This window comes from Rivularia sp. PCC 7116 (assembly GCF_000316665.1).
GTDB lineage: Bacteria > Cyanobacteriota > Cyanobacteriia > Cyanobacteriales > Nostocaceae > Rivularia.
In genome coordinates, this window is record NC_019678.1 from 8,087,146 (window position 1) to 8,113,914 (window position 26,769).

Below are 26,769 nucleotides of genomic sequence, written 5' to 3' on the forward strand. Positions count from 1 at the left end.
AATTAGAATGGAATATAAATCCCAACCAATTGTACTTGACATTTTCGCTCTTAAAAACTGTCAGTTCTGATGTACCGCGATACTTCTTTAGGAAAGGCATTCCTTTCAATTAAATATGATGCTTTGTACGAGCAACAACATTTCTTTCTTGATAAAAACGGCAACCGTCGCAGGGACCACTCGGATTAACGGCGCATCTGATATAACCGGAACGAGCATTATATTCACAGCTAATATCACCAACAAGATAACCAACTCCTTCCAAATAGTACCTGTCTTGATTATCTATTCTATGATGCTGATTTTGGCTTCTTGGCTGTCTGGGAAAACTTGTAACCGCAGCCCGTCGCAACAGCGCGCGCGTTCTAGCCTTATTTTTACGCATTAACCATAGGGAAAATAGAGACGGTAAGAAACCAATGGCAATTACCAGCAGTGTCTTCAACACGTTATTTTTCACCTCCGAATGAGTGAATTGACGTAAACATTGAGCATTGAGTCTCCGCAAGCGGATAACCTACCCCTGAAGCAATTATCTAAGAATTGCCACACTCCATTTAAAATAGAATAGCTTTAATTACTAAGTGGCATAAATTTTACTTCAATTTTTATAATATTTATCGTATAAATTATGATTTTGCTTGAATATGCCGTTTTTACCTAAACCATTTACCTAAAACAAAAATATTCCTCTAAGGTAGAACTTATATACTATTACTTACTATTAAAATGTATACGAATTTTGGAATGCCTTTCAAGTGTGTCTAAATGCTTTTCTGCTAATTCTCCACTGTTCCAAATCCCTTATTGAAACTGATTTAGTAGTGACATTAATGCTATCCCCACGCCAATCAATTTCTGGATCTGTTGTAAAAACACCGCACTCCAATTCTCCTACCTGAATATTCCAGTATTGACCAAACCTATTTTTTAAAGTAGTCACCTGCTCAAAAACTTTATTTCGATGCTTGTTTCTTCTTTTCCTTTCCGTTGCTCCGGATGCTGTGGTGTCAATAAATTTAGTCTCGATCAGAAATAGCCTTCTATCCGAAGTTAAGTAGACAAAATCGCACTTACCTAAATCCGTATAATCAGCAATCGGAGACTTTTCAAATAATAACAATTCCGAACAGCTCGGAAAAAAATTTTTAATATTTAAATACAAATAAGATTGTAATAGGAGTTCCTTATCGTAAGGAAAGCCAATCACACCCTCGAAAAATCTTTTTATGTCTTCTGGACTTTGGGGTTGAATCCTTTTGCAGTATGAAACAAACTGATCCAAACCTTCAAGCGTCATTAAATTTTTACTCCTCACCCTGCTTGCCGCTATAAAGATCATGGCATCAAAAGATACCATGATTCAAATTTAGATATCATCAGCGAAAGCAACCAAAAAGCCGATGAATGCCTTGTAGCGCTAGGGTGATTTACTGTTGACGATTTGAGAAATACAAAGTAAAAACGTTTAGTAAATCAGTAACATATCAAACATTTACACGGGGAAAAAGTGATTTTGAGACAAGGATTGTTAGTTAACTTAAATATATGGTTGGAATTGCCCACCGCCTTTTATTCCCTCTTGCTTGGTTTTAAGTTGTCGCACTCAAAGGTTGAATTCGGGCATTAAATCTACCATTATGCAAAGCCATAATTGCGCTTCTAGAATCTTGTACCCAGTATTGTCTGCCAAAACGAACTAGTTGGCGAGAATTTTCAGCCTGAATAATTCCAATAACAGGTATTTTGCCTTTTTCTTTTTCACCTGATTTTTCTTTTAAATCTTTTAAAACTGTTCTTAAACGATGATGTTCCTCAATAGTAGTTGCTTGTTGAGGAGTCATTTCTATAACTATTAATTCAATGTTTTCAACTGGTTCAGCATCGTCAACAATTAATTGAGACTGGTCATCTTTCTTATCAACTTTTCCCCAGATAATTAGCTTCGCATCTACTAGTAAAATTTCATTAATTCGGTCGTAAGTCTTGGGAAACACTACAGCTTCCCCTGCTGTAGTCAAATCTTCTATCTGTAATATTGCCATTGGATCGCCCTTTTTAGTTATCACCTTTTTGACGTTATTAAGCATGACAACCACACAAACTTTTGCTTCCTCTCGTTGATTTTTCAACTGCGTCATATTTATAGGAGAGAGAATTTGCATCGATTTACCTATCGATTTGAGGGGATGATCCGACACATAAAAACCTAAAAGTTCTTTCTCCATTCGCAGCTTTTCTTGAGGAGGAAAATCAGGAACTTCCTTTGCTTTTGGAGGACTTAATATGACATTTCCAGGCATATTACTTGTATTTGCCCCTCCACTCCAAGCACCACCTAATAAATCAAATAAATTACCTTGTCCGCTTGCTCTGTCTCTAGCGCGAGACTGTGCCCAATCGTATACAAACTCTAAATCTTCAATTAGCTGATTGCGGTTATCATTAATTTTGTCAAAAGCTCCGCAATATATCAAAGACTGTAAAGCTCGACGATTTACCGTACCCAAATCAACGCGATCGCAAAAATCAGCAAGGGATGTAAAAGCCCCTTCTTCTCTAGCTTCTAAAACACAGTTTCTCGCATTTTCTCCCACATTACGTATTGCTGACAATCCAAACAAGATTTTGTCGTTTGCAGGAGTAAAATCAACTTCCGAAGAGTTAATATCGGGTGATTCTATCTGAATACCCATATTCAAACAGGTTGCAATATATTTTTGCACCTTATCCTTATCACCACTGTTAGCTGTCAACAGCGCTGCCATGTACTCTAAAGGATAATTAGCTTTCAAATAAGCGGTTTGATATGTCACATAACCATAAGCTGTTGAGTGAGACTTATTGAAACAGTTAGAAGCAATCAAACCATCCTTAATTATAAAATTATGGTCGCCCTCAAGCCCAATATCATATACATTCTCAGTTTTTAGCACTTTTCGAGATATGATTTTGACCATAATTTCTACCCCAGCAAATCAGCATTCGTTAGTTTAATCCATATAGTTTGATTTACTGCAAAATATTTTTACAAAAATTGACAGAACAGTGAGCAGTGAGCAGTGAACAGCGAGCAGTTACCAGTAATCAATGCCCAATGCCCAATTCCCAAATCCCAATTACCTATTACCCATTCCCAATCCCCAATTCCCAATTCCCAATTTTTAGCAAGATGTACTAAAATCAAACATTTGAGTGAGTTAGTAAATAGGGAGCAGTAATGCATGGCATCCATAAGCGAATTGCACAAACAGTTAATTAAAAAAGAACGCTCTGCAACGGAAATTGCCCAAGAAGCTTTGAATCGCATTGAAAAATTGGAACCGCAAGTTCACAGTTTCTTGCATGTAACCCAAGAAAAAGCCTTGGAACAAGCGCGAAAAGTGGATGCCAAAATTGCCGCAGGGGAAGAAATTGGTTTACTTGCGGGAATTCCCATCGGTATTAAAGACAATATGTGTACCAAGGGAATCCGTACTACTTGTGCCTCGAAATTTCTGGAAAATTTTATACCACCTTACGAATCAACAGTAACCCAAAAACTCATCGATGCTGGCGCTGTGATGGTGGGTAAAACTAACTTAGATGAATTCGCTATGGGCAGTTCCTGCGAAAGTTCTGCCTATGAAATTACCGCTAACCCCTGGGATTTATCCAGGGTGCCTGGGGGTTCCTCTGGCGGCTCTGCGGCGGCTGTAGCGGCTCAAGAATGCACTGTTTCTCTAGGTTCGGATACTGGAGGTTCGATTCGTCTACCCGCATCTTTTTGTGGTGTAGTGGGAATGAAGCCAACTTACGGGTTAGTTTCCCGTTATGGTTTAGTGGCGTTTGCTTCGTCTTTAGATCAAATCGGGCCATTTTCCCGTTCGGTAGAAGATGCAGCTATACTCTTAAATGAAATTGCAGGATACGATCCCAAGGATTCAACTAGTTTAAAAGTTTCCATACCTAACTACACCGAAAGTTTAAAACCAGACTTGAAACCTAGAGGTAAGCTGCGAATCGGTATTATCAAGGAAACATTTGGGGAAGGTTTAGACTCGCAAGTAGAAGAAGCAGTTACTAAAGCTATAAATGTTTTACAAGAATTGGGTGCTGAAATTCACGTTATTTCTTGTCCTCGTTTCCGCTATGGTTTGCCCAGTTACTATATAATCGCTCCATCAGAAGCATCCGCAAACCTGGCTCGTTACGATGGAGTTAAATATGGCTATCGCGCTGAAGATGCAGATAATCTTTTATCCATGTATACTCGCACCCGCTCTACAGGTTTCGGTGCAGAAGTGAAACGTCGTATTATGATTGGTACTTATACTTTAAGTGCGGGTTACTATGATGCTTATTATCTCAAAGCGCAAAAAGTTCGTACATTAATTAAGCAAGACTTTGACAATGCTTTTAAGCAGGTAGATGTATTAGCTTGCCCTACCGCACCAATAGCTGCATTTAAAGCAGGGGAAAAAACTTCCGATCCCCTTAATATGTACTTAACGGACTTAATGACAATTCCCGTTAACCTAGCAGGTTTACCGGGAATCAGCGTTCCCTGCGGTTTCAACGACGAAGGAATACCAATCGGACTGCAATTAATTGGTCAAGTACTCCGAGAAGATCAGCTATTTCAAGTAGCCTACGCATACGAACAAGCTACGAAATGGCATTTGAAAACACCAGCTTTAATCAGTTAAGAGTAAAGAGCTAGGAGTGGGAATTGGGCATTGGGCATTGGTAATTGGTAATGGGTAATTGATAATTAGGAGTAATTTTATTCTTTCCCCATCTTCCCCCTCTTCCCCCTCTCCTATCTGCCCATCTCTACTCGCCTTCGGGTGTATAGGTAACAGTTTTTGGCATATCAGGAGGACCTAACGGAACGGGTTTATTTTCATTTACAGAAACAATTACCGCACCGGGATTACCAGAACGTATTTCTAACTTTTCTTTAGCATCAAAACTCTTCTTATCTCCTTTCTTTAATGTTCCCTGAAATACCTGCTTGCCGTCGCTTCTTACCCTTACCCAAGATTCATCTTTTACGTCCAAACTAACTTTTACACCTTCAACTGGTTTTGGCGTTGGCTTTGGTGTTGACTTTGGTTTTGATGCTGCTGGTGAAGATGAGGCTTTGGGTTGCGGCTGAGCTTTTTGCTCCGAAACATTCGATGAAAACTGACTTTGACTAACAGTTTGCTCTTGTGTCTTAGGACTTAGTACATAAAATAACCCTAAAGAAGCACCAATTATTAACAAAACATAGGGTACTGCTAAAGGTACGTATATATTTGCTTTATTGTTTAAATTATTGTTGTCCTGGGGTATTGGCGGAGGACAAGCAATAGCCCCAAATTCTTGAGCTAAAGCTACACCATCAATTCCTAAAGCATCTCCATAACGACGGATGAATCCTTGAATATAAACTGGTTCGGGTAGCTCCTCAAATCTTCCGTGTTCTAAAGCATTTAAAAAGGTCGGTCGGACAAGTATCTTAGCTGCTATTTGCTCTATATGTATCCCTTTTTCTTCTCGTACTTGCCGTAATTTATCGGTTATATCCTTAAGTTTCTCCCCTTGTTGTTCATTTAACAGGTTCACTGTCGTCTCCCAGTAATCTTTAATGTCTTATATTCAATAGAGAAATCACAGAAAATGGTGTATAGAATACAACCTTTTCGTTCAAGTTATCAAAAATTATTTTTCAATAATACATTTTTATGAAGATGGTTTTTAGATGCAAATACACAGCATTCAAAACCATTCATAAAGCTAGCAAAGGTTACATTGAAATCTTGAATACCCGATTTTACTCTCAAAAGCCTCCATATCGCGTTAATTGAAATAAATAGCTAAACTGCGGAAAAATACGTTAGTACAGTCATCGTTACTATTTATAATTCTGCACCTTTAGTTAGAGAAAATAAAAATAATTTACGTTTGCTGCAATGCCGTTATAGAAATATAGATCGCTTTCTTTTGCAAAATACAATGCACTGGATTAGCAATAGTCATAAGAGATTACACTAATAACAAATATCAACATATGTATCATTATATGAATACTTTTGTTGGCTTTCGGCTTGATAAAATTACATATTCTCTTAATATTGATACATAAATATATTATTCGACTATAAGAGTGATAATGCAAACCAGGTTATAATTTGCAGATTTTTGTCATCTCTCCTAGGTAATACTTGCATCTAATATAAAACAATTTGATGAAATAAACAATTATAATTACGATTTCATCTAACTGCTTAGTATAAATTAATAATCAATCATTTTAAGAAATAAATTCCATTCTTTCTAAGTAAGATATTAGAAATAAATTATACCTATGGTCGGCGAAGTAAAATAGATGTCGATTTCATGGAATAGTTCCAGTGGTAATCGTTGGCTAGAAATTGGGAACAAAAAAATACTTATAAAATCTAAATTACTAATTACGGATGCGAGCAAAAAGCCTCGGCTCTAGAAGCTATTATTTTTTTCAGAAAAGGATATAGGGTTTATACGCAACAATCCGGAAATGTCAAGAAAAGTTAGAAGAAATTACACAGGTAAATTTACCCTCTTGCTTAAGTACTCTTCATTCACTCCTGTAATTATGGTTATGACATCCATGTATTCTTTATCAGTTCCTGGGCAACCTGCTATTGAAATTTCCCAAGATGAATTGCGATCGCTATTGGGTGAAATCGAGGCAGAGCTACACAATAGCAAAGTTTATCGTCGCGCGATAGCAACCGTACAAAAGTTGCTGGGTTCTTCATCCGAACAAGCAAAGCTGTTATTTAAAGCAGTAGGAAGAGAGGCGATTGGTGTAGCCTTTCGTCAGCTTTCTTTGCATAACCAGGCAGTTACAGATACAACCCCAGAAATTGAGCAGAAGGTGCAAGAGAATATAGAAGCACAATCTGTTGAATCAACTGGCGACTTATCTAACTGTTTAACAACTGTGCAAGCTGCGGCTAGCAACCAAGTTCCAGAAGAAAAAATCTCGAAAGAAAGTGCGATGGCACTTTCACCAACTCCTCAAGCGAATCGTCAAGAAAGTCCTAAAAACAGCAATCCTCTAAAATGGCTGAAATCTGGAAAACCTTCTAAAGCAGAACTTGCCAAACAAGCAAGAATTGAACAGCGTTTAGAAAAGTTTAATGAAATCGGGCAACAGTTAAAGCAAGCTAGAGAATCCCGAGGGCTTTGTATGAGCGACTTGCAGATGTACACTCATATCCCCGTACATCAGATGGAAGCAGTAGAAAGAGGGGACATGGAATCCTTGCCCGCAGAAGTTTACGTTCGCGGTTTTATTCGCGTTATGGGTAATGCTTTAGGATTTAACGGTACTTCTTTAGCTGCATCTTTACCATCATCGGATACTCAAGAATCATTGGTTCCGGCATTGTTTCAATCCGATAATAAAACTCCGAAATTAGGACTAGATATCAGCCCAATGCATTTGTATGTAGGTTATACAGCACTTGTAGCAGGTGCAGTTGGAGGATTATCTCTAGTATCTCAACAAACAAATGCCGAGACACCAGCAAATACAGATAAAGTAACTCCTGCTTCACAAGTTTCCCAATCGTTCAAGCACCAAGAAAGCGGTACAAAACCTGGTATCAAGTCTAGCGATGCAGGGATTGCTGTCGGTTCTGATATTGCTCCACCAGAAGCACTTTGATGGTTGGAAGTTGATGAGAAATCGAGTAGTCGAAAAATGATTGCGTGTGACGAAAAATGACCACCGGGCACGCAATCTAAATATACTAGTAACTTGCTTATTATTTATTGATCTTAATTCTTAATTAATCTAAAAAATATAGGACTTACCGGAAGCCGCTGTTTTGCAGGGAGATTAGTGCTTCTGAATGCTTTTGTAAACTACAGGTTTTGCTCTCACCATGTAAGTCCTTATTTAAAACCAAATTCGTCAAATATCTCAGGTTGTCATGCATCTTGAGAAGTATAATCGCGATTGTTTTTATCTGGGTTGACTGAAATATTAATAATGTCTCTAGGGTGATAAAGATTTTCCGAGGAATGTTTGCACCAATGTCAGAAACCCGGTTTATTTGTGATTTAGCAACGACATTGGGATGCTTTCACTACAAGAAACCGGGTTTCTCAGAGCTTAACGTGAATGGTGCAAGAAGTCAGGTAAATGAAATTAATAGAAAATATAATCAACTGCACGCGCTAGCTACATCTATAAGTTAGAAACCCAGTTTCTTTAGGCTTGTTGAAAATCTTGTAAGATGTCAGATAAACTCAAAATAATCCTGCAATTACTGCATTTTTTGGTTGAGAAACTCTATTTTTATACGATTAGTAGATACACAATTCCTCTCCTTTAATAGATACACTAATGCATCACTGTTTTTCCTCTAATTTTTATAAATTGATTGTCTAATCTGCTCCTTATAATCTTTAAATCAAAACCAAATTATCTCGATGTACGACAGTTTCCACACCTTGATAACCCAAAACTTCTGCTATTTGACTCGAACGTCTGCCGCGTATTTTTTCCAACTCGCTGCTACTGTAATTAACCAACCCTCGGGCAATTTCTTTACCGTCGCGATCGCATAACTGTACGGCTTCGTCTTGCTGAAATTTTCCTTCTATCGATGTAATTCCCGCAGGTAACAAAGATTTTCCTCTAACAGAAATTGCTACTACCGCACCAGCATCCAAATATAATTTACCCTCGGGAACTAACCCATATGCTATCCAGCGTTTGCGGGCTGAAGTTGGTTCCGGTTGTGGTTCAAACTGCGTACCAATTGCTTTCCCCTGTATTATTTTTTGAATATTATCCGGTTGCTTGCCTTCAGTGATTACTGTTCTAACCCCAGCAGCAGTGGCAATTCTGGCAGCAGAAATTTTTGTTGCCATACCGCCAGTACCCCATTGCGAACCTGAAGAGCCTGTTTCTACTTGCAATTTAGTCAATTCTTCAATGCTGCTTACCAAACTTATGGGTTTAGCATCGGGTACCGAACGAGGATCTGCTGAATAAAGTCTATCGACATCGGTAAGTAAAAATAACCAATCTGCATGTACTAAACTGGCGACTAAAGCTGAAAGAGTATCGTTATCGCCGAATTTTAGTTCTTCTACTGCTACAGTATCGTTTTCATTGACTACTGGAATAACGTCTAACTTCAATAATTCCTGAAAAGTATTGTAAACGTTAAGATAACGGCTGCGCTGTACTAAATCGGTACGGGTAAGCAAAACTTGAGCTATGGGTTGCTGCAAACTAGTAAATAAATCGTCATAAACCCGCATTAAACGCCCTTGTCCCACCGCCGCTACTGCCTGCTTTATACTAATTGCTTTGGGACGTTCGCTTAAACGCAGTCGGGCACAGCCTACACCCACAGCACCAGAGGAAACCAAAATAACTTTATGATTATTTCTTCTTAAACTGCAAAGAGTTTCAGCCAAACTCGCAATTGTAGAAAGTGCTAATTGTCCGGTTTCGGGACGGGTTAAGCTAGAAGTACCAATTTTAACAACAATTATTTGATTCATTTATATTAGTTATTGTCAAAAAATTTTTGTCTTTCTTCAGCAATACCCGATTACCTACACAAGCACAAGCTTTCTTACAAGAGCGAATATAAACGTATAATAAAACACTTTTAATCTGAAATGATTGGACTTATCTTAAATACAAATACTAACGATAAGTAGATATGCTCCAAGACTTTTCCGGTCAAAATCTTAGTGGTCGTTCTTTCCGGGGTCAAAACTTAACAGGTGCGAATTTTAGCAATGCTGATATTCGAGGAGCAAATTTTAGTAATGCTATTTTGCAAAATGCAAATTTTAGTGGCGTTATTGGAGGACTACCAAGAAATTGGTTAATTACATTAATTTTAATATCACACAGCTTGACAATTTTGTTTACGCTTTCTTCTATTAGTATTATCAGCGTTATCAGATTTTCGATTAGTAACGCTTTTTTTGAAAGCAATCTTATATTGATAACTATATGCATGGCTTTATTTTTTGCATCAATAGTCATTGCAGCTAAACATAATTTATTAAAAACGATAGCCCTGCTCGCAGTAATTATTATAGCCAGTTGTGGCATAATATTTGCAATAAGCAATAGTATTTTAACTGAATTTAAAACAGAATTAGTTTTTCTTGTCACAGTAATAGGTTCTTGTTTAACTATAAGTTCAATATCAATTATTAATATTGCGTTTTCTGTAACTGCAATTAAAACTCTCAGCCAAAGGTACTACCCTATTGTTATTTTTTCTGCTTTGATTGCAGGTTTTTTTGGAACAATATTTAGAATTATCTTTAGAGGTGGAAATACAGCAACATTAACAGATTTAATCATAAGTCCAGTTTGGAATTGGGCTTGGATAGATATGATTTGGGGTTCTATATGGTCTTGGAGTGTTACTATAATCGGAGTTTATATTGGTTTACTATCTTTTAGAGGACATAAGGAATTAACTTTAATTAGAAAAGCTGCGGTTGCTTTATCAACTATAGGTTCTACAAATTTTTATCAAGCTAATTTGCAAAATGCAAATTTTGAAAAAGCTATCCTCAAAAATACAGATTTTCGTGATGCTGATTTCAAGGGAACTTGGTGGTCTCAAGCAAAATACTTACATATAGCTCGTGTTGGCAATAGTTATTTAAAGTATCCTGTAGTTAGACAATTAGTAACTTCCGGATGCGGAGAAAATCGAAATTTTGACCGATTAAATTTACAAGGTATTAATCTTAAAAACGCTAATTTAAATAATTCTAGCTTTATTGGTACAGACTTAAGTGAAGCTAATTTACAAGCTACGGAATTATCCAATGCATTATTAATTCAAACACAGTTAGACAAAGCTGATTTTACAAACGCAACTCTCACTGGTGCCGTTATTCAAGATTGGAATATTACGGTGAACACTAAATTTGATAAAGTCAGATGCGAATATGTTTTTATGCGACTTCCTACCGAAGATAACCCAAACCCATTACGCAAACCAGATAATAAAATAGAAATATTTGCAGCAGGAGAATTTGGAGATTTTATTAAACCAATTGTTGATACTCTTGACCTTTACCACAACCAAAATGTAGACCCCCGTGCCATAGCAATTTCATTTAAACAGTTAGCCGAAAATCATCCACACGCGCATTTACAAATTGTAGGTATGGAAGTAAAAGGTCAAGATAAATTCTTACTTCGTGCCAAAGCTGACAATCATATTGATAAATCATCTCTTAGTGCCGATTATTTTAAAATTTATAATCAGATAAAAGCATTAGCAAAGCAGGAATTAAAAACATTGATAGCTGAAAAAGATAGTAGAATTCGTAGTTTAGAAACGATGGTAACAACTGCACTACAACGTCCTAGCTTTTATGTAGAAAATCAAATTAATATTACGTCGCAACAAGATATCTCCTCTGTTGCAGCAGAAATTCAAATAATTTTAGAAAAGTTAGAAAAACAGAAACATCCTATTACCGATATTGAGAAACTAGCTACCATAGCTTTAGCCATCGAAGAAATTAGAAAAAACCCTACATTAGAAGCACGATTAATTAACGCACTCAAAGCAGGCGGAATTCAAGCATTTAAGGAAGCAGTCAAGCATCCACTAGCGAACATTTTAGTTGCGACTATACAGGGATGGTTTTCATAAAGGGTAAAAAGCGTAAAGCGCCAATCCCTCTATAGAGTGAGGTTTGACGCTTTACAAATATGTGTCTTCTTATTATGGGCAGAGTCTTTATTTGGCTGACTCCGTTTTATCTGTATATATAATTGCACATGCAAGATAATATACTTTTGTTTTTAATTATTTTTTTATATTTTCGTTCCTCACATTTTGTTAACATTTGTTACCCTACGCTTCTTCGGAGTAATCGAGGCTCCCAGAATTTCTGAAATCACAACCTCAATATTGCGTATGGGATGAAAACGCATAACGGTATCCGGGTGAATGATTGGTTCAACCAACACAGAAAACATCCCCAGACGGTTGCCCACAATTACATCAGTAAAAAGGCGATCGCCCACCATTGCAACTTGATGTGCGGGTAATTCCATTTGTTCGAGTGCTTGCCTAATTTTGCGGCGGGAGGGTTTAGCAGCTCCGAGGTAGTAAGGTAGATCGAGTGAGCGAGCAATGGAGCCGATTCGGTTTTCGCTGATATTATTACTTACTAACCAAATTTTTACCAAAGGACGAATTTGATTGATCCACTCTTGTAACTCATTAGAAGCGAAAGCGACAGTAACGGGAACAAGAGTTTCATCTACATCCAAAACTAATCCTTTGAGTTGGTACTGCTGAATTATTTCTGGCGTTAGGTTTAATATAGAACCTTCTAAAATTAAATCGGGCTGCAACAATCTATTCCAATTCATAGCCAATATTTAAGATACCAGTGGCAATTATAGGGAATTAGTAATTATAAAGGATGACTTACATATACGAAACAAAAACTAAAAAATAAGAATTATTAATTATTCTTCCACTGGTAAACCCAAAACTACCAACCAATCTTCGCTGTATATTGCTTTATCCCAATTAGCGGCTGATTTTATCTGTTCTTCGGTCAGATTTTGAGCATTAGTCAAATTAGTAGCGTTTAGATTAGCGTTCTTAATATTTGCACCTTTAAGATCGGCATTGCTAAGGTTTGCGTTTCTAAGGTCGGAACTATTAATTTTTGCACCGCTAAGATCGGCATTACTAAGGTCTGCATCTCTGAGATTTGCATACCTAAGATTGGCATCCTTAAGGTCAGCGTTAGCAGCAATTAAATAAGTTTTGAAGCCAGTAATAGAATAATTTTGAGGAAATTTAGTTTTTTCATCGTATATACAACCTTTAAGATATGCACCTCTAAGGTCTGCACGAATTAAGTTTGTTCCTCTAAGATTAGCACTAGTAAGATTGGCACCTCTGAGGTCAGCGTCGCTGAGGTTAGAACCTCGGAGGTTTGCACGAGCTAGGTTAGTATCTCTAAGATTGGCAATTGTTAAGTGGGCACCGCTTAGATGAGCAAAAGCTAAGTCAGCATCTTGGAGGTTAGCATTTGGAGAAATCAAGTACATCTGATGATTCCCCGGCGTAAAATTCTGTGAAAACTTTGTTTTTTCGTTGTATAAACAACCTTTGAGTTGGGCACCAGCTAGTTTTGCATCTCTGAGGTCTGCCCCTCTAAGATTAGCACCAGCTAATTTAGCATCTTTGAGATCCACAGTTCTAAGGTCTGCTTTTCTCAAATCCGCATTCGTTAAATCGGCACCGCTCAGATGTGCGTTACTAAGGTTAGTATCCCTGAGATTGGCATCCCTAAGTTTAGCGTTAGCAGAAATCCGATACATTTGATAATCATCGGGATTAAAACTTTCAGGAAACTTAGTATTGTCGTTATATAAACTGCCTTTGAGATCGGCATCTTTGAAACTCGCATTTTCTAAATTAGCACCTCGAAGATTGGTTCTTCTGAGGTTGGCACTATTAAAATTAGCATTTTTCAAGTCGGCACTATCCAAATTAGCACCTTCAAGATTGGCGCTATTGAATTTAGCTCCTCTGAAAACCGCATTACTTATATCAGCATTGATAAGGTTGGCGTAACTTAAGTTAGTTCCTTTAAATTTAGCTTCTCTAAGGTCTGCACAACTAAGGTTGGCACTTTTTAAGTTAACTTGACTCAGATTTATTTGCTGTAAATCTGTTTTTTCAAGATTTAATCTTTCTAAAGAAATACCATAATCTTTTAAAAATTCTAAAGCCCTAATTCTTGCATAGCTAGTTGATACCTTTGCGGCTGCGGCATTATCAATAACCTGCCATGCTTCGTATATTCTGGTTCTTATCCGCTCCGGACTTTCTAAAACATACAAAAACGCTGCGGATAATATACTAAAGCCTTGGACGTATTTGACCTGAACTACCGAAAATACTTGAGAGCAAACCGATTCTGGATTATCACAATTAACAGATGACCAGTTTTCAAATCGGTAGACTAATAAAATTACCCCAAAAGCAATACTAAGAGCAAGTAATACGCGCACGCAAACTGTTAAAATTCTTCTTCCCCACGAAAAAGATAATCCATCCATTCCCTAAAACTTCCCTACATTTCCACCCAGGCACTAAATAAAGGTAATATATTTTCTAATATGATGGTTGTTTGTTTACCTACAAATGTGATTCGGATTCATACTTTTATACTATTTATAGGATAATCCCTAAAGCTTAAATAACAATTATCTTTAAATGGCTTTTTTGTGTATAACAATACTATTAATCTTTCTAAGCAATAGCGAAATTGAGCATTTTAGCTTATTTGAATACCTATTGGTTAAATTATCAATAAAGCCAAAGTTTTCCTAATTACTGATGTTTTCTCGATTTGATGGTTCCTTTAGATTAGAAATATCGGGACCGTTAGGAATTATTCCACCTGGATTCAGTGGAAATAAATTACCGTAATAATCCTGCTTAATGCTTTCTAAATCGCAAGTTTCGGCAACTCCAGGAAGCTGATATAAATCGCGTAGATAAGCTCCTAAGTTTTTGTAATCCACTATTCTGCGGCGGTTACATTTAAACAAGCTGTAATAAACCACATCAAAACGGAACAAGGTAGTAAATAAACGCACGTCAGCTAAAGTTAGCTGTTCGCCACATAAATACCGTTTATTTTCTAAATTTTCATCAATCTCATCTAAAACGCTAAATAACTCATCGCAACATTGATCGTAAGCTGCCTGAGTTTGAGCAAAACCGCAGCGATAAACGCCATTATTCACGGCATGATATATTTTTTCGTTCCATTTTTCTATTTCTTCCGTTAATTCTTCTGGGTAAAGATTGAGTTCGGGATTATTTGCAAACTGATTCAACCCAGAATTTAACATGACGATAATCTCCGCACTTTCATTGTTGACTATCGTGTTTGTTTGCTCGTCCCATAATATTGGCACTGTAGAGCGCCCTTGATATCCTGGTTGTGCAACTTGATATAGCTCCGGGACAGTTCGACAATTTTTTTCTGGTTTGTTTAAAAGCCAGATTCCTTCATTGGGGGAAGGATAGACGATAGATACTTTTACGCAATCTTCAAGTCCTTTTAAAGTTCTAACTACTAGAGTTCGATGTGCCCACGGACATCCCAAACCTACATACAAGCGATAGCGCCCCGCACAAGGTTGATAAGGATTATTTTCTTCCTCATTTATAGAATTACGAAACTGACTTGAAGGTCGAATATATTCTCCTTTATCGTTACTGGGTGCAAGCTTAGACATCATTATCTGCCACATAGTAGTCCAGACAAATTTTCCCAGCTTGATAATCAACCCAGCAGGCAGTGATTTACCTTTTTTATTCGCTTTAGTACTAGAGCTTTGAGTATTTATCTGATTTAGCTTTTCTTCCGGTGATGTTACAGGCGCTGACATCGCAATATACCCTAAGTTAGATTTTCATACTTTAAATATTTTTTTGAATTTTGTTGAAATTTTTTAATTATAAGTTACAAAAAATAATTACAAATAGAATGTTATTTGGAATTTATTTAATGTTAAAGGGATTGTCGATAATACAATCTACTCGATTTTAAATATTTTGATTAGACTTTATTTGCAATAATAATATCTTTTATCTTAGATATTCTACACGTATTATTCCCATAAATTCATTTACTCTTGTAGAGTTTTAGCACAAAAATATCAAAATGAATCTACATGAGGTGTTAATAATTGACACAAAAATTAAGGTTGAGAAATCTTTCTACAGACATACCAAGTAATCTTTTCTCCGATGGAGATTAAAACAAATGGAATGTAGTTACCTAGTAATGGATATTAATTATTCAAAAATCAACCAAATCAATTAGAAAAATAATCATGAAATTCAAAAGTATGTTAAGGCAACTCGGAGCAGTGGCTATAAGTGGCTTACTAGTAATTACAGTTTGGCTTGGAGCTATATCCTCAGCCCAAGCTGCTGCTACCGGCAATCCAGTAGTACCTACCACCGAAAATAGCAAACGCATTCAGGCGATCGCCACTTGTTTGCCCGAAAAACTAACCATTCAAGAACAAGACGCAGGCGATCGTATCGCCAATGCCTTGTCTGAAATGAAAAACGACCAATTAGAAAGGATATTAAACATTACAGATAACCCCAAATTAAGTCAGTCAGAAATTGAATTCAAAACTTGCTTGCAGCAGAAAGGTTTTACACCCCAAGCAGCACTTCAAAATCGCTAATTCATGAGGATTGGGAGATGGGGAGACAAGGGGAATAAAACCTAAAACCTAACTCCTAACTTCCCATGCCCTATTCCCTATTCCCTATTCTTATTTTTAATTTGCATCGCTTATCGCTACAATTTTTTGTGATGCCTTCAATATACATGTTGACTTCTGTTGCAGCAATTAACCAGACAGCAGCCCAAAACGAAGAGTAGTCGTCCAACAGAAAATCTAGCTGGATATATTTTCCTGGCACCAACGATTCTGGTTTTAGGAATTTTTGTGGTGCTACCCATACTCTATGCTGTATTTCTGTCTCTACAAAAAGTACAGCTTCTGGGCAGTATTAAATATGAGTTTGTTGGTTTTCGTAATTTTAGCCAGTTAGTTGAAGATGAACGAGTATGGATTGCTCTGAAGAATACAGCCGAGTACGTGGCAATTGTCGTACCTTCACAAACCATATTGGCTTTATTTTTAGCAGTAACCCTTAATTCTGGTATTCGCGGTAAAAGTTGGTGGCGAGTTCTTTTTTTCTTGCCTACAGTTACATCTTCTGCGGTATTGACCCTAATATTTATGTGGATTTATAACACTAACGGGCTGCTAAATGATTTTTTGAGCGCAATTGGATTTCCTACATATAACTGGTTGGGAGACCCCTCAGTTGCTCTCAAAGCCATTATGATTATGAATATTTGGTCAACAGCGCCGTTTTTCATGGTGATTTATTTGGCGGCATTGCAAGATATACCCAAATACCTCTACGAAGCAGCAGAATTAGACGGTGCGAATGAATGGCACAAATTTATCAATATCACCATACCTATTCTCAAGCCAGTTACCTTTTTTGTAGTAACAATGGGAATCATCGGTACCTTTCAACTATTTGACCAGTCTTATATCTTTTCCAAAGGTACTGGCGGCCCAAATAATGCCACCTTGACCTTAGTTTTATTAATATATCAAGCTGTATTTCGCAATTTGCAGATGGGATATGCAGCAGCTATAGCTTTTTTACTAGCAGCAGTAATTATAGCGATTACCTTGATTGGGAGGCGACTTTTTGGAGGCGAAAAAACTTGAATAGAATTTGGAACTATTCGTGGCTGAAGATACTGCTTTATTTCGCTTTGGTACTTTATGCAATTGTTACTTTAATTCCTTTTTTATGGGCGATTTCAGCTTCCTTTAAATCCTTAACAGAAATCGTCGCTGGCGAACCAAATTTCCTACCCAAGGAATTTACCCTCGATAATTACAAACAAATCTTTCTAGAAGAACCATTGTTTTTACGCTGGTTTTTCAACAGCCTAATTATTGCCATCAGCGTCACCATACTAAACTTACTATTCAACTCAATGGCTGGCTACGCTTTAGCAAGACTGAGATTTCGGGGTAGACGCTTTTGGTTTTTTCTAATTTTGGCAGTATTAGCAGTGCCAATACAAGTTACACTCATCCCCACATTTTTAATTTTAAAAACATTTGGCTGGTTAAACTCCTACCAAGGGATGATTATTCCCAACATGGTAAATGCCACATTTATTTTCATGATGCGGCAATTTTTTGTTAACTTTCCCAAAGAATTAGAAGAAGCTGCTGCTTTAGATGGTTTAACCACCTTTGGAATTTTTCGCTATATAGTACTTCCTTTAGCCAAACCAGCATTAGCAGCCCAAGCAGTATTTATCTTTATGAGTAGCTGGAATAATTTCTTGCTTCCCGTAGTTATTTTATTCGATCCGGAAATGTTTACCCTACCCCTGGGACTCAACAGCTTCAAAGGTCAATATATCAGCTACTGGAACTACATAATGGCAGCTTCAATGGTATTCACCCTACCAGCACTGCTCATTTACGCTTTTTTCAACCGGTACTTTATTCAAAGCGTCTCGTTTACAGGAACCAAACAGTAAACAGCGAGCAGCGAGCAGTTAGAAATTTATTTCTCCCTCCATTTCCCCATCTTCATGACAACTTGAAAAGTAGTTCGAGCTACAAATTGCACGCTTGGAGTGATAATTGTATTACAGTGACTTAATCTTATTGTCTGAGTTAACACCATTATGGGTTTTACAAGCCTAATCTACGCGGAAATCACGGCAGATTACAGCTTATTGGGGCTGAAACAGTCATTCTTTCCATGTCTGGGTAGGAATAATTTACAAATATTTATAAATTCCTGCATTATGACCTTGGAGGATACCGCCATTTATTTATTTCCTAATTTTTGTCTGAACCAAACCCTTGCATCGGTGACGACGGTAAATTAAACCGACTTCATTTTGTAGAGCTGGGTTAATAGCAAAAACACTTTGAAAGTTAACTAGACGCATTAAGACATTAAGCATCGCTGTTAGCAAGCTGTGTTGAGCATTAAAATCTTTGAGGGGAAACATGATAACGAGATTAATTAGCATTTTTATTGCTGGTGCGTTCCTGAGTTTTCAGTTATTTGTTGGTAGCGCTTCAGCGGTAGAACTTGATGAAGGTACTCGCACGGTAAATTTAAACGAGCAAGGTGATACATATTTACTGAGCCTTGAAGAAGTTGAAGTAGGTAAACGCCTATTCAACGACACTTGTGCCCAGTGTCACGCTGGTGGTGTAACCAAGACAAACCAAAACGTAGGACTAGACCCCGAAACTTTGGCATTAGCAACCCCACCCCGCGATAACATCGAGGGTTTGGTGGACTATATGAAAAATCCCACTACCTATGATGGAGAAATAGAAATTTCTGAATTGCATCCCAGCTTAAAGAGTGCGGATATTTTCAAAGAAATGCGTAACTTGACCGATGAGGATTTAGAGGCGATCGCCGGTCACATTCTATTACAACCTAAGATTGTCGGTCAAAAGTGGGGTGGTGGTAAGATTTACTACTAAATCGACCATATTTTTATAGTCAGTAAAGCTTAATCATTAGTCTATAGCTTGGTAATTCAAAGCTCATGATTTGCTGGCTATGGACTAATGATTGTTCGATTTTTAACACCATAACAATGCTGTATAGATTTACGATTCGTTTAATATTTGTTGCGATTGCGGTGCTAATAACAGTTAGCAGTAATTGCATACCCGCCCAAGCCGCTGGTATTGAACCTTATATATCTCGTTATTTAAGAGTTAGGGAACCTATTGCTTTGGAATTAGATGATGTGGGCAATCAACGAGAATTTTCTCCACAAGAGCTATCCGACGGTAAAAGATATTTTGAAGACAGCTGCATTAACTGTCATGTAGGCGGCTCCACATTGCCCAACCCAAAAGAATCCTTGGCTTTAGATACTCTCGAAGGCGCTAATCCTCCCCGCAATAACATCAACGCTTTGGTTTCCTATATGCGGCACCCCATGACTTATGACGGGAGCGAAGAAACTTTTTGGTGTCGTGAAGTAACCCCAAATATATTATCTGAAGGGCAAATCGAAAATTTAGCCGCATTTGTTCTTACTGCAGCTCAAAAGGCTCCTGGCTGGGGTACTGATTCTTTCGGACTTGGGGAATAGGTAAGATATTAAATAACACATATGACGTAAATTACGCTTTTTATTTACAAAAATTCTTATCTATGACAGATTGTCGTATTTGAGCACAATTTTATTTACAATAGAGAAAAGATAATAAAAACTGTTGGTCACGGAGAAAGCAATGAAATTGATTGCATCCACTTTACGTCGTTTAGGTTTAGCCGCGTTGACTATGCTATTAGTCGTTAGTAGCTTCGTTGCTTTTACCCCTAGTGCTGCGGCTGAAACATATACTATAAAGTTAGGTAGCGACAAAGGTATGCTGGCGTTTGAACCATCTAAGCTATCGGTTAAACCGGGCGACACCATTAAATGGGTGAACAACAAAGTTCCTCCCCATAACGTAGTGTTTGATGCCGCTCAAAACCCCGCGAAGAGTGCGGACTTAGCTAAAGAACTTTCTCACAAGCAGTTGGTAATGAGTCCCGGACAAGAATTTACAAGCACTATTCCAGCCGATGCTCCTGCTGGTGAATATACCTTCTACTGCGAACCTCACCGTGGTGCTGGTATGGTTGGTAAAGTTGTTGTTGAATAGAAGATTTGAGCTTAGTTCTCGGTTAAAGATTCATTTAGGCGGCAAATTAATTTGTTATTGATGCCTTTATTGGCGTAAGCAATTGATAAGTAGCTGCCTATTTTAATTTATTTTGAAAACCATAATAAAAAATGGAGACGCAGCAGTGCTACGTCTCTATTTTTTGTTTATATTTTGATTCCTTAGGCAATAGAATAGAATCCTTAATTGGAATTTTCTCTACGCTCTTGAATTTTACGCAATCTCTGAATTAGCTTCTTAGAATCTGAGTCTTTCTCAGAATTCTCGTCCGAATCCTTTTTAATATTTCTCAACCTATTAGCAAGTGATGGTTTAGAAGTAACTTGCGGCGTAGGCTTGTTTGTTGTTGTGTTAACTCGCGCTTGAGGCTTAGGTTTTGATGGTACCTTGGGCACTTCCTGATTTCTGAGCCTTATTTCTACCGGTAGCTTATCTTTACTTGCCGATGGAGATGCTGGTTTCCTAGTTCTAATCTCAACTGGTTGCTTTAGCTTAACTGGTGTAGAAGTTTGGGTAGGAACAACCACCGCACCAGGAGATGGTTTAACATCAATTTTTACTGGAGCCGAACTTCTGGATACATTTTCAGGTTTCTTCTGAGATGGTTTCGCATCTATTTGTACTGGCTTATCTTTAGCATCGCGCAAACGATCTATTAATTTATCTTTAGGCTTGGAAAATTCTACGCTACTATTAGCCGCATCAGACTTAAAGTCAAGGGTAAAGGCATATACTTTAGCTTTACCGTTTTTGCGGATGGGGTTTTTCTTGAAATAGTTTCTGATATAGTTTCTAGTTTCTTTATTGAGCTTAGAAGCTACCGATCTATCAACATACTTTAAATAATCGACTTTCCCATCAGAATCAATTACTAAAGTACCTTCAACTTTTCCTTCTTTTCCAGGCTTTGTTTTAATTACGTCAGAAATTGGTTCTTTGGTTTCAAAGTTGGGATAGCGCTGCTTAACTTCATTAAACTGTCTAGCAAGAGCTAAAGTGGTTGTATTCGTTGTTGGTGTTTTGCTATTTTGGGGCGCTGTTATTCCAGTTGTATTTCCTGAAGGTTGGTTTGGCAGCAAAATTCTTCTGTTACCAGATTGTTGCTGTCCCCATTGCTGCACATTTTGTCCTGCAAATGTTAGTTTATCCCCAGGCTTAGGAATGTTTCTGTTAGTAGGAGCGATAAAATCTTCAGGAGATACTCTTACTGGTTGATTTACCGAAGTATTATTATTTGGGCTAATTTGTGAATTGATAGCCACACTATTACCATTACTAATACCTGGATTGCCCATAGGAGGAAGAGGCGGTGGTGCCGGTATTCTAGCAATTCCGGCAGGTAATTGTGCCGACTGTATAGGAGGTATATTATTTGGAACCGAAGCCGCTGATTTTCTCGAAGATCGATTTCTTCTTGATACTAATGGCGTAGGGTTCCCTAACTTAAAGTTTTGATTGTAACGACGGTAGGAAGATCCGCCAGATTTTGCTTTAGCGTTAAACGAAGAGTCAACCTTAAAATTTGGCTGAGGAAGTATTGGTAAAGACTTGGGTTGCGGCAAAGCCGAAAGACTAGGATTACCCGAAGATCTAGGTAAAGGTGGTAATATCACCTTTGTAGAGTCCGGATTTCCTGGTATTCTCGCTAGCGGAGTTGGTTGAGTTGCAAAATTAGGTAAGGGAATTCCAGGCTGTGAGGGTACTCTAGGCAAAGCTGATATTTGAGGTCCCCTACTTTGAGGTAATCTATTTTGTTCTGCCTCAGATAATTCCATGATTCCGACGCTTGCCGGAGATGCTTTTTCCTTTGGTTTAGAGTCAACAGGCATCAAAGGCAGAATAAAAGCAATAGCACCATGTATGCCGACGGATGCTATGGCTGCTATTCCAGCTGGTTGGCTTAAGAATTCCGGTATGTTTTTGAGTACTGAGACGTAAGACATGGCTGTTATCGCTCACTTAGCTTGGTTGCGGTTGACTAGCAATTTCATATATCAGGCAATAATTTCAGGTAATAATTGTTTGATAAATTTAGCCCTTTCAGATGCGTCCCTCTACAAATAATAACTTTTTGTGGCAAAACTAATTATATTCTTAATTACTAGTTGCTCGGGCAGTTTTGTGCCCTTGGTACGCGGTAGATTATTTTATATATCACAAGAAAGCAGTCTTGAATTTATCAGTTTTACTTATTGTGAAAAGGACGCAGAAGAATTATCACTTTTAAAAATCTATTTAACATTTGGGCAGGAACAAATTTATAACGGCAAATATACTCACCTGCAATCGGGGATTATATATATTTTTAACAAAATACTTACTGACTTCCGGAAATTTTTCCTTTTTGTACTTTGTCTCACTCATCAACTTACGTTTGATTAAATCTCTCATAACGTCTGTAGAGGAGAACAATACAGCAAATATAAATTTACAGATTTTGGCGAAGGCTCAATAACTTTGCTACTTCTACTTATAAAGCATTTTGGTTGATGCTTTTTTTCAAAAATTCAAGCTTAAAGGTTAAGACAATCATCAATTATAGTTTATCTTCACCCATTCGTTATGTTTACATAATACTAATCTCAGTCCCGAACATACGTATAAATTATACATGTCGATTTTTTTTGGCAAGTATCAAGCTTTAAATTTTGCCGTCTTAAACTACGCTAATGTCTTTACCTACAGTTATTCTACCCGGTTTTTTAGAAAGCGCTGAAGCTTACTATAACTTAGAAAAATCATTACAAAATTTAGGTTTCCCTACAGTCACGGTACCTCTACAAAGACGCGATTGGATAAACACTTTAGGAGGAAGAGCCGTGACTCCGATTCTCAAACAATTAGACTGCACGGTAGAGCACATATTACTGCAAAAGGGAGCTTCTAAAATTAATTTAATTGGTCACTCAGCAGGAGGTTGGATATCGCGTATTTATTTAGGAGAAGTTCCTTATGGTAAAAGTAACTTTAAGCTATTGACGTGGAAAGCTCATCCAAAAGTTGCCACTCTTGTAACTTTAGGTACACCTCATACTAGTTTGGAACGTTGGACTCGTAAAAACTTGGATTTTGTTAATGATAATTACCCTGGTGCATTTCATGAACGGGTAGATTACGTCTGTGTGGCGGGAAAAACTATTTTTGGCAAAAGAAAATTTGGCAACTGGTTGGCATATAGCAGCTATAAATTGACTTGCGGCAAGGGTAATAAATGGGGAGATGGGATTACGCCTATTGAAGCCGCTCATTTAGAAGGTGCAAGAAATTTAGTGATTGAAGATGTAATGCATTCCCCTAGAAGTTCTAAAGCTTGGTATGGTTCGCCAGAATCTTTAGCTATTTGGTCGCAACATTTAGCATAAATGTATACTTTTTTATCATAATTTAATATTTCTTAGTTAAAATCGGAATAAAAATAAGGATTTTCTCAGAGAGGAAGGTTTTATGCTTATCCAAGAGAGCCGATTTGATACGGTTATGCGACGGACGGCAACAATTTTATCGGTAGTAATTCTAACTTTTTGTTTAATTGCTGCTAGTACGGGTATTATGCTTTCTATTTACTACGAACCAGCTTCTGGTAGAGCATATCAATCATTACGGATGATAACCGAACAAATTGAATACGGTTGGTTATTCCGTAAAGCCCACTATATTGCTGGTAATGGAATTATTGTTGCCGCCTTAATTCAAATTGTTGTCATGTTTTTGGGCAGAAAATTTACTAAAAGCTGGTATACAGCTTGGGTTAGTGGAATATTCTTGACCTTAACTGTAATAGGATTAAGCTGGACTTCAATGATTTTAGGTTGGGATCAAGTTGGATTTTGGCGCTTTAGCATAGAATTGGGAACCATTGAAGCTATTCCATTTATCGGTCAGCAATTAAGAGAAATTCTGACTGGTGGTAGTGGTATTAGTACCTTAACGGTTCAGCGTCTTTATACCATCCACAGCTATATTCTCTCCATTGCAGCCATTGTTCTGTCTGTAGTGCATTTATTCAGCGTATTATGGGTTGAGAAACAGGTCAGCAACCCTCAAGAGTTGATTCAAGGTGTTGGTGCATCAGTTGCAGAAAGTTGAGATAATTTCCCAATGGGAATTTCTTCGACTTCTGGCAAATTTTCTAAGGAAAGACGAGTAGATTGATTACCACCAGACAAGCGTTTAAGAAGATCCGGTCTGGGATCGTGCAACAAGTAAATTAGGCGATCGCCAACTTGCCAAGTTTCACCGGCAGCCATTAGATTGATTTTATCGTCTCTTTCTACAAATAACGGCAGCAAGTCTCCAGTCCGGATTAATGCTTGTAACTGAATTTTTTGTAAAGAAAAACCAGGATTTTTTAAAGTCATAGTTCCTAGTTTGACCTGTTCGTCATCAAGATGTTGGTTCCAAGTTTTGATTTTGAAGTCGGGAAGAAAAGCTTGAAGAACTTTACTTTGATTTTTTGTACCAGCTTGAGGATCGCGAGGAAATACAGCTAAAGCACGGGGTGGATCGAATTCCTCTGCCGCACGTTGAGCCAAAACAAAATTGACTTCACCATTTTTGGTCATCGCCAAAAAAGTACCTACAGAATCAAGTCCTGCTTCTTCTAGAACATTGGCATCTAAAGCACTACTGGTTAAAACTCGTAAATTCTCAGCTTGCGCTTTCTGACTTGCCTCTGGGTCTGTATCAATCATCACTACTGTTTCCCCACGCTCCTGAAAGAAGCGGGCAATCAATATACTTAGAGGATTGCAACCAACTATTACGGCTCCAGTAGCTTGTTTTAAGGTAATGCCTAATAATCTGGCCACCCAGCTTGCTGTAAGCCCTTGACAAAATACCGTCATCAATATTGTCAGAAAGACCAAGGCTTTAATAGCATCACCACCATTGATACCGCGCTGCGTCAGTAAAATGCCGAATAATGAAGCAACCGATGCCGAAACAATACCCCTAGGTGCAACCCAACTTAAAAATACCTTTTGTCTCCAGTTAAGGTCGCTATTCCAGGTACACAAAAGAATATTAATTGGTCGCACTACGAACATCAGCGCCAATACTGTGAATAAACTGCCCCAACCCAAAGCGAATACGCTGGCAATAGATAAGTCAGCCGCTAACAGAATAAATAGTACCGAGATACAAAGAATTGTTAGCTGACCTTTAAAGTGGCGCAACAAACGTTCTTCCGGGACCGAGGAATTTGCAAATACGGCCCCTGCCATTACTGTTGTCATTAATCCCGATTCGCTGCGAATCATCTGGGCTAGAGTAAACAGTCCCCAAACTGAGGCAAGTACTACCAAATTCTTCAATTCAAATGACAAAATATTGGCTCGCTTGAAAAATTGCGATAACAGCCAACCACCAGCTCCACCGATTGCCGCACCAATACCCAAACGTACTAGCAAACCTGTAATCGCGTTTATTGGGTCTGCATCGCCATTCAAAATGGTATCGAGAACAACGACCGCAAGAATTGCTCCCACGGGATCGATTAGAATCCCTTCACCTTCTAAAAGCGTTGCTACCTGTCGGTCTACTTTGATTTGTTTGAGCAGGGGAGTAATGACTGTTGGCCCGGTAACCACCACAATCGAAGCGTAAAGAAAAGCAATTGGCCAAGGAAACTCTCCCAGCCAATGAGCAGCCATGCTTCCGCCCATTAATGTAATTAAGGTTCCCAAGGTTACGAGTAATTGCAGACTGGTCGAAACCCTTCCCAATTCTCGCAATTCTAAGTCTAGTCCGCCTTCAAATAAGATTATTGCCGTTGCAAGAGCAACAATTACTTCTAATCCAATGCCTAACAAATGGGGATGTAATAACCCAATGCCATCCGAACCAAAAAAGATACCAAACAACAGTAAAAATACAATGCTGGGCACTTTGATGTAGGCAGCCAGCACTTGAGCACTGATGCCTGCAACGACAGCAATCACCATTTGCAGCGTGATGTCAAAAGATGCTTCCATATTGGAGATTTTGAGCCGTGTATTTCAAAATCTTTTGTTAAGAATAGTAGATTTTAAACTTAATCGGTCTAAGGTTCGTACCCCGACATGGAATTTTAAATTCAAGATAAGGCTTAATTATTTCCAGATGCCGGATAAACCAAAAGTACATTTGTTTTAAAGCCTGCTTATTTTTTACCGAAATTATCAGCCCTCATTTTTGCTTGAATTAATATTTTTTTCCTAGATTGGTTATGATACAGCATTTTTTTAATCTTTGTACAACAGCCACCTGATGCCAAAACATTCAGTTGGGCAAGTAAACAGAGAATATAGTAAAACAAAAAACAATAGCTTTAATCAATGTTACTTTCCACCACTTTAACCTGCTGTTCCCTAGATAGGAGAATTATTAACCATTATTTTTTTCTGAGGCTATTGACATTTATCCCAAAAGTCGTTAAA

21 protein-coding genes are annotated in these 26,769 nt (G+C 37.8%); 11 read left to right on the plus strand and 10 right to left on the minus strand.

The window, feature by feature from the left end; all coding sequences use genetic code 11:
* Positions 1-109 precede the first annotated feature (109 nt).
* From RIV7116_RS30880 to RIV7116_RS30890, 3 genes are all read right to left on the minus strand, one after another.
* Positions 110-448 carry a DUF6464 family protein gene (locus RIV7116_RS30880; protein WP_157229359.1) on the minus strand — a complete coding sequence of 113 codons (339 nt, stop codon included), beginning with the start codon at positions 446-448 and terminating at the stop codon, positions 110-112.
* A gap of 306 nt (positions 449-754) precedes the next feature.
* The gene (locus RIV7116_RS30885; protein WP_015122274.1) at positions 755-1,300 is read right to left on the minus strand and encodes a hypothetical protein; all 546 of its coding nucleotides are present in this window, start codon (positions 1,298-1,300) and stop codon (positions 755-757) included.
* A 292-nt stretch (positions 1,301-1,592) separates the two neighbouring features.
* Complete coding sequence (locus RIV7116_RS30890; RefSeq protein WP_015122275.1) at positions 1,593-2,960, minus strand: OB-fold nucleic acid binding domain-containing protein; 1,368 nt, start codon at positions 2,958-2,960, stop codon at positions 1,593-1,595.
* Positions 2,961-3,224: 264 nt separating this feature from the next.
* Between RIV7116_RS30890 and gatA the strand changes: the two genes are divergently transcribed.
* Complete coding sequence (gene gatA, locus RIV7116_RS30900) at positions 3,225-4,688, plus strand: Asp-tRNA(Asn)/Glu-tRNA(Gln) amidotransferase subunit GatA (RefSeq protein WP_015122276.1); 1,464 nt, start codon at positions 3,225-3,227, stop codon at positions 4,686-4,688.
* A gap of 127 nt (positions 4,689-4,815) precedes the next feature.
* Here gatA and RIV7116_RS30905 read toward each other — a convergent pair whose 3' ends face one another.
* Positions 4,816-5,592, minus strand: coding sequence for a RodZ domain-containing protein (locus RIV7116_RS30905; RefSeq protein WP_015122277.1), 777 nt, complete (start codon positions 5,590-5,592; stop codon positions 4,816-4,818).
* Positions 5,593-6,610: 1,018 nt separating this feature from the next.
* Here RIV7116_RS30905 and RIV7116_RS30910 point away from each other — a divergent pair.
* Complete coding sequence (locus RIV7116_RS30910) at positions 6,611-7,684, plus strand: helix-turn-helix domain-containing protein (protein ID WP_371261606.1); 1,074 nt, start codon at positions 6,611-6,613, stop codon at positions 7,682-7,684.
* A 746-nt stretch (positions 7,685-8,430) separates the two neighbouring features.
* On the opposite strand, the gene proB is transcribed toward RIV7116_RS30910, so the two are convergent.
* Entirely contained in the window at positions 8,431-9,540 is a 1,110-nt protein-coding gene (proB, locus tag RIV7116_RS30915) for a glutamate 5-kinase (protein WP_015122279.1), read from the minus strand.
* Positions 9,541-9,704: 164 nt separating this feature from the next.
* Here proB and RIV7116_RS30920 point away from each other — a divergent pair, with 164 nt between their 5' ends.
* Positions 9,705-11,678 carry a pentapeptide repeat-containing protein gene (locus RIV7116_RS30920; protein WP_015122280.1) on the plus strand — a complete coding sequence of 658 codons (1,974 nt, stop codon included), beginning with the start codon at positions 9,705-9,707 and terminating at the stop codon, positions 11,676-11,678.
* Between the two features lie 179 nt (positions 11,679-11,857).
* Here the strand turns inward: RIV7116_RS30920 and RIV7116_RS30925 are convergent, their stop codons facing one another.
* The 3 genes from RIV7116_RS30925 to RIV7116_RS30935 all read right to left on the minus strand — a co-directional run bounded on the left by RIV7116_RS30925 (position 11,858) and on the right by RIV7116_RS30935 (position 15,460).
* Positions 11,858-12,406, minus strand: a complete 549-nt coding sequence (locus tag RIV7116_RS30925) for a YqeG family HAD IIIA-type phosphatase (RefSeq protein ID WP_015122281.1) — start codon at positions 12,404-12,406, stop codon at positions 11,858-11,860.
* Between the two features lie 99 nt (positions 12,407-12,505).
* Complete coding sequence (locus tag RIV7116_RS30930) at positions 12,506-14,116, minus strand: pentapeptide repeat-containing protein (RefSeq protein WP_015122282.1); 1,611 nt, start codon at positions 14,114-14,116, stop codon at positions 12,506-12,508.
* A 270-nt stretch (positions 14,117-14,386) separates the two neighbouring features.
* A complete protein-coding gene (locus RIV7116_RS30935) occupies positions 14,387-15,460 on the minus strand; it encodes a glutathione S-transferase family protein (RefSeq protein ID WP_015122283.1) in 1,074 nt (357 codons plus the stop codon).
* Between the two features lie 447 nt (positions 15,461-15,907).
* Between RIV7116_RS30935 and RIV7116_RS30940 the strand changes: the two genes are divergently transcribed.
* The 6 genes from RIV7116_RS30940 (at position 15,908) to petE (ending at position 20,332) form a co-directional block, all read left to right on the plus strand.
* Positions 15,908-16,273 (plus strand): hypothetical protein, encoded by a 366-nt coding sequence (locus tag RIV7116_RS30940; RefSeq protein WP_015122284.1) that lies wholly within the window; start codon positions 15,908-15,910, stop codon positions 16,271-16,273.
* A gap of 159 nt (positions 16,274-16,432) precedes the next feature.
* On the plus strand, positions 16,433-17,344 hold the full coding sequence (locus tag RIV7116_RS30945; RefSeq protein WP_015122285.1) for a carbohydrate ABC transporter permease: 912 nt from the start codon (positions 16,433-16,435) through the stop codon (positions 17,342-17,344).
* Positions 17,341-18,177, plus strand: coding sequence for a carbohydrate ABC transporter permease (locus RIV7116_RS30950; protein ID WP_015122286.1), 837 nt, complete (start codon positions 17,341-17,343; stop codon positions 18,175-18,177). The genes RIV7116_RS30945 and RIV7116_RS30950 overlap by 4 nt, the downstream gene beginning before the upstream one ends.
* A gap of 481 nt (positions 18,178-18,658) precedes the next feature.
* Positions 18,659-19,150 (plus strand): photosystem II cytochrome c-550, encoded by a 492-nt coding sequence (psbV, locus tag RIV7116_RS30960; protein WP_015122287.1) that lies wholly within the window; start codon positions 18,659-18,661, stop codon positions 19,148-19,150.
* A 65-nt stretch (positions 19,151-19,215) separates the two neighbouring features.
* Entirely contained in the window at positions 19,216-19,773 is a 558-nt protein-coding gene (gene psbV2 / locus RIV7116_RS30965) for a photosystem II cytochrome PsbV2 (RefSeq protein WP_015122288.1), read from the plus strand.
* A gap of 142 nt (positions 19,774-19,915) precedes the next feature.
* Complete coding sequence (gene petE / locus RIV7116_RS30970) at positions 19,916-20,332, plus strand: plastocyanin (protein WP_015122289.1); 417 nt, start codon at positions 19,916-19,918, stop codon at positions 20,330-20,332.
* A gap of 203 nt (positions 20,333-20,535) precedes the next feature.
* On the opposite strand, the gene RIV7116_RS30975 is transcribed toward petE, so the two are convergent.
* Entirely contained in the window at positions 20,536-22,296 is a 1,761-nt protein-coding gene (locus RIV7116_RS30975) for an energy transducer TonB (protein ID WP_015122290.1), read from the minus strand.
* Between the two features lie 726 nt (positions 22,297-23,022).
* Here RIV7116_RS30975 and RIV7116_RS30980 point away from each other — a divergent pair.
* Both RIV7116_RS30980 and RIV7116_RS30985 read left to right on the plus strand, forming a co-directional pair.
* Complete coding sequence (locus RIV7116_RS30980) at positions 23,023-23,715, plus strand: triacylglycerol lipase (protein WP_015122291.1); 693 nt, start codon at positions 23,023-23,025, stop codon at positions 23,713-23,715.
* Positions 23,716-23,797: 82 nt separating this feature from the next.
* Positions 23,798-24,439: a cytochrome b N-terminal domain-containing protein gene (locus RIV7116_RS30985; protein ID WP_015122292.1), complete on the plus strand. Its 642-nt coding sequence runs from the start codon at positions 23,798-23,800 to the stop codon at positions 24,437-24,439.
* Here RIV7116_RS30985 and RIV7116_RS30990 read toward each other — a convergent pair.
* Entirely contained in the window at positions 24,406-26,325 is a 1,920-nt protein-coding gene (locus RIV7116_RS30990; RefSeq protein WP_015122293.1) for a sodium:proton antiporter, read from the minus strand. The two genes, RIV7116_RS30985 and RIV7116_RS30990, sit on opposite strands and share 34 nt — an antisense overlap.
* Positions 26,326-26,769: the final 444 nt, after the last annotated feature.

Coding starts and splice junctions, on each gene's coding strand:
- RIV7116_RS30885 (WP_015122274.1), bottom strand. CDS start 1,300: ATGACGCTTGAAGGTTTGGATCAGTTTGTTTCATACTGCAAAAGGATT.
- RIV7116_RS30890 (WP_015122275.1), bottom strand. CDS start 2,960: ATGGTCAAAATCATATCTCGAAAAGTGCTAAAAACTGAGAATGTATAT.
- gatA (WP_015122276.1), top strand. CDS start 3,225: ATGGCATCCATAAGCGAATTGCACAAACAGTTAATTAAAAAAGAACGC.
- RIV7116_RS30910 (WP_371261606.1), top strand. CDS start 6,611: ATGACATCCATGTATTCTTTATCAGTTCCTGGGCAACCTGCTATTGAA.
- proB (WP_015122279.1), bottom strand. CDS start 9,540: ATGAATCAAATAATTGTTGTTAAAATTGGTACTTCTAGCTTAACCCGT.
- RIV7116_RS30920 (WP_015122280.1), top strand. CDS start 9,705: ATGCTCCAAGACTTTTCCGGTCAAAATCTTAGTGGTCGTTCTTTCCGG.
- RIV7116_RS30925 (WP_015122281.1), bottom strand. CDS start 12,406: ATGAATTGGAATAGATTGTTGCAGCCCGATTTAATTTTAGAAGGTTCT.
- RIV7116_RS30930 (WP_015122282.1), bottom strand. CDS start 14,116: ATGGATGGATTATCTTTTTCGTGGGGAAGAAGAATTTTAACAGTTTGC.
- RIV7116_RS30935 (WP_015122283.1), bottom strand. CDS start 15,460: ATGTCAGCGCCTGTAACATCACCGGAAGAAAAGCTAAATCAGATAAAT.
- RIV7116_RS30940 (WP_015122284.1), top strand. CDS start 15,908: ATGAAATTCAAAAGTATGTTAAGGCAACTCGGAGCAGTGGCTATAAGT.
- psbV (WP_015122287.1), top strand. CDS start 18,659: ATGATAACGAGATTAATTAGCATTTTTATTGCTGGTGCGTTCCTGAGT.
- psbV2 (WP_015122288.1), top strand. CDS start 19,216: ATGATTTGCTGGCTATGGACTAATGATTGTTCGATTTTTAACACCATA.
- petE (WP_015122289.1), top strand. CDS start 19,916: ATGAAATTGATTGCATCCACTTTACGTCGTTTAGGTTTAGCCGCGTTG.
- RIV7116_RS30975 (WP_015122290.1), bottom strand. CDS start 22,296: ATGTCTTACGTCTCAGTACTCAAAAACATACCGGAATTCTTAAGCCAA.
- RIV7116_RS30980 (WP_015122291.1), top strand. CDS start 23,023: ATGTCTTTACCTACAGTTATTCTACCCGGTTTTTTAGAAAGCGCTGAA.
- RIV7116_RS30985 (WP_015122292.1), top strand. CDS start 23,798: ATGCTTATCCAAGAGAGCCGATTTGATACGGTTATGCGACGGACGGCA.
- RIV7116_RS30990 (WP_015122293.1), bottom strand. CDS start 26,325: ATGGAAGCATCTTTTGACATCACGCTGCAAATGGTGATTGCTGTCGTT.